Genomic DNA, 3,074 nt, shown 5'->3' on the forward strand with positions numbered 1-3,074 from the left:
TGGCTCCGGCCGTGCGGCCGGGACGGGCACCGACGACAAGCTCTCGTTCGTGAAGCTGTCGCTGGCCGTGGTCTGCCGGTCCATCGCCTTCATCGGCCTGAGCACATTCATCTCGCTCTACGTCAAGCAGCGTCTCGGCGGCAGTACGGCGGCGGGCACCGCGGCACTGTTCGTGCTCTATCTCGGCGGCGCGGTGGGTTCCGTACTGGGCGGCAGCCTGGCCGGCCGCTGGAGCCGGGTCGCCGTCGCCCGCTGGTCGTACCTCGTCTCGGTCGCCGCTGTCGCGGGGGTCGTCTTCGTACCCGGCCCGGCGATCTACGTGTTCGTGGTGCTGACCTCCGCCGGCCTGTACGTCCCCTTCTCGCTCCAGGTCACGCTCGGCCAGGACTACCTGCCCACCCGCGTCGGGACCGCCAGCGGGATCACCCTCGGGCTGACCGTCAGCATCGGCGGCCTGGCCGCCCCACTCATCGGCAGTGTCGCCGACGCGACCTCCCTGCGCACCGCCCTGACCCCACTGATCCTGATGCCCGCTCTGAGCTGGCTGCTGTTCCGCACACTGCCCGAACCCGCCGCGCCGAAGCTCAGGGCGGCGGCGCGGCAGACCGGAGACGACACGGATGCCGAACTCTCGCCCCCTCGCGATCACCGCTGACGCGGCGGACCAACCCGCACGTCCGGCAGCCGGACGGCCGAAGCGGGCCGACGACGTGAACGGTTCGTCGGGTACGCCGTCGCAGGACACCTGCCCCCTCCAGGACTGGGGCTGCCCGGCCGCTCGGCGACAGCCTTCGTGGCAGTTGCTGTCGAGGCACTCGACGTCGGCAGGTGAGGTCGAGTACTGCCGGTGCACCTGTGACGCGGTGGTAGTCCTTCGCGAGGGCGAACTCGCGGCATTCGTCGGCCCCCCCTCGGCTCAACCGGGGAGTGCCCCTCTGACAGCCTGGTCGTCGGGCGTGGAACTCTGACGGTGCCTGTCCCACCTCTGAACAGCACAACGGAGAGCCCGGAATCCACAGGACCCGCGACTCGGGAACGGTTCTGTCCGGGCGCCTGAGGCGATGCCGCAGTTTCGTCTTCGTCCCGCCGGGTGAGCGCTCACTGATGCCCCGAGGAGGAAGCCCTCCCGGCTGTCGCTCCCACCCGCGAAGTGGCCCGGCCAGGACACATCGGCGTCGCCGTGATCGATGACACTCCGCGAGATCTGCCCGGCCGGGTGGCCAGTCCACCGACCCGGCAACGCGTAGGAGCCGATAGATTCCGGAGCATGAGCGTTGAGACCGAGATTGTTCACGAGACGACCGATGAACTGGTGGAGGCGTTTGCCCGTCTCCTTCCGCAGCTGTCGTCCAGGGCCGCTCCTCTGGACCATGAGGCAGTGAGGACCTTGACGGACTGCGGCACCAATACGTTGCTGGTGGCCCGGGTCGAGGGCGTGATCGTCGGGATGCTGACGCTGGTGATGACACCCTTGCCGTCCGGTCTGCGGGCTCACATCGAGGACGTGGTGGTCGACGCGGGCGCACGTGGCCACGGCGTCGGCAGGGTTCTGATCGACCGGGCCCTCGAATCGGCGGCGGACGCAGGAGCGCGGACGGTCGACCTGACGTCGCGTCCGTCGCGTGAGGCAGCGAACCGACTCTATGAACGAGCGGGATTCCAGCAGCGGGACTCGAAGGTCTTTCGATTCACCCTGGACTGATGGTCCTGCGTCTCAACCGATACGGGGTAGGGGGCGGGACGACCTCAGCCGAACCGCACGACCAGGTGCCGAGGCCACGGCACACCGAGTCCAGGTGCGTACCTTCAACCCACCGCACCGACAGACGGCTTGCCGCCCGTCACAGGCTCCCGCTCCCCGGGCCGCCTCGCCGACCGGGCAACCGGACACCTCGTACTCCGCATGGCCGACCGCTCTGCGACACGTCGGCGGCAGCGGCAGGCGATTCGGCCCCGCGTCGTGGCCTGCAGCCAGGGCGAGGAGACGCTGAAGTGCCACGGACCGCTCAGGAGTTGCGGCTGCGGCCGACGCCCTGGCGGCTCGCGGCGAAGCGGGACGGGGGCAGGCCGAAGGTGCGCGTGAAGGCCGCGGTGAACGCGGCGGGAGAGGCGTAGCCCAGACGGCCACCGACCTCGCTCACCGACGCGGTCCGCAGCAGCGGAACGGCCGCGAGCAGCCGGGCGCGGGCCCGCCAGACGGCAGGGCTGTCGCCGGCCTCGGAGCGGAAGCGCCGGGTGAAGGCCCGTTCGCTCATGGCCGTCCGTGCGGCCCACGCGGCATTGGTGACACCCGCGTCCGGGGCGGCCAGATACGCGCGGCAGAGCCTCGCGAGGTCGGCGGAGGCGGGAATCCCGACATGGAACGGGAGCGGGGCCCGCTCGGCGATCTCGTGGAGGAGGAGCGCGGCGATGGCTCCCTCCCGCCCGGACAGGCCGTAGTCGATCTCGAACCCGACAGCGACCAGGAGCAACTCGCGCAGCAGCGCCGAAACGTCTACGACCGTGCAGCTCACGGGCCACCACGGGACGGCATCCGGCTCGATGTACAGACTCCTGGTGCTCACTCCCAGCATGTGGACCCGATGCCGGGTGGCGGCCGGGATCAGCACGGCGCGTTCGGGCGGAACGGTCCAGGTGCCCTCGGCGGTGTCGACGATCATGACCCCGGTGGCGCCGTAGAGGAACTGCGCGCGCCGGTGCTCGTGCCAGTCCAGTACGTGGCCGGGCGGGTAGTCGGTGCCGATCGGCAGGACGGCCCGGTCGGCCTGGTCGACGTCGGCAAGGGGCACGTTCTTCACCCGTCCACCCTACTGGCCGAGACGCGAAGGAATCGTGCCGACCATCGAATGCGAGCAACCTGCCCGCGCTGGTGGAGTGGGGCCCATGGACGTTGTGGCATTGACAGGGATCGGACTCCTCACAGGGATGACGACGGTGTTGTTCGGCTTCGGCGGCGGATTCGTCGCGGTGCCGGTCGTCGTGTGGGCGGACGCCGCACTCGGCGCGGACGCGATGCGGGTGGCGACGGCCACCTCGGCTCTGGTGATGGTGGTGAACGCGGGCTTCGCGACCGC

General features: G+C 70.4%; 3 protein-coding genes and 1 pseudogene. 3 read left to right on the top strand and 1 reads right to left on the bottom strand.

Translation table 11 applies throughout. The features are described from left to right. Together J1C73_RS00830 and J1C73_RS00835 are read left to right on the top strand one after the other, a co-directional pair. A partial coding sequence (locus J1C73_RS00830; RefSeq protein ID WP_207314603.1) for an MFS transporter occupies positions 1–655 on the top strand: 655 nt, incomplete at its 5' end. Positions 656–1,267: 612 nt separating this feature from the next. Beyond that, positions 1,268–1,702, top strand: a complete 435-nt coding sequence (locus tag J1C73_RS00835; RefSeq protein ID WP_207314604.1) for a GNAT family N-acetyltransferase — start codon at positions 1,268–1,270, stop codon at positions 1,700–1,702. Positions 1,703–2,006: 304 nt separating this feature from the next. On the opposite strand, the gene J1C73_RS00840 is transcribed toward J1C73_RS00835, so the two are convergent. Beyond that, the gene (locus J1C73_RS00840; protein WP_207314605.1) at positions 2,007–2,798 is read right to left on the bottom strand and encodes an AraC family transcriptional regulator; all 792 of its coding nucleotides are present in this window, start codon (positions 2,796–2,798) and stop codon (positions 2,007–2,009) included. 85 nt (positions 2,799–2,883) lie between these two features. Here J1C73_RS00840 and J1C73_RS34340 point away from each other — a divergent pair. Then, positions 2,884–3,074, top strand: a pseudogene (locus tag J1C73_RS34340) (sulfite exporter TauE/SafE family protein); the annotation flags it as partial.

Origin of the sequence: Streptomyces laculatispora, assembly GCF_017353455.1 — a bacterium.
GTDB classification, from domain to species: Bacteria; Actinomycetota; Actinomycetes; order Streptomycetales; family Streptomycetaceae; genus Streptomyces; species Streptomyces laculatispora.

What these genes read in the sequence shown, in the direction of transcription:
- J1C73_RS00835 (WP_207314604.1), top strand. Translation starts at nt 1,268, where the DNA reads ATGAGCGTTGAGACCGAGATTGTTCACGAGACGACCGATGAACTGGTG.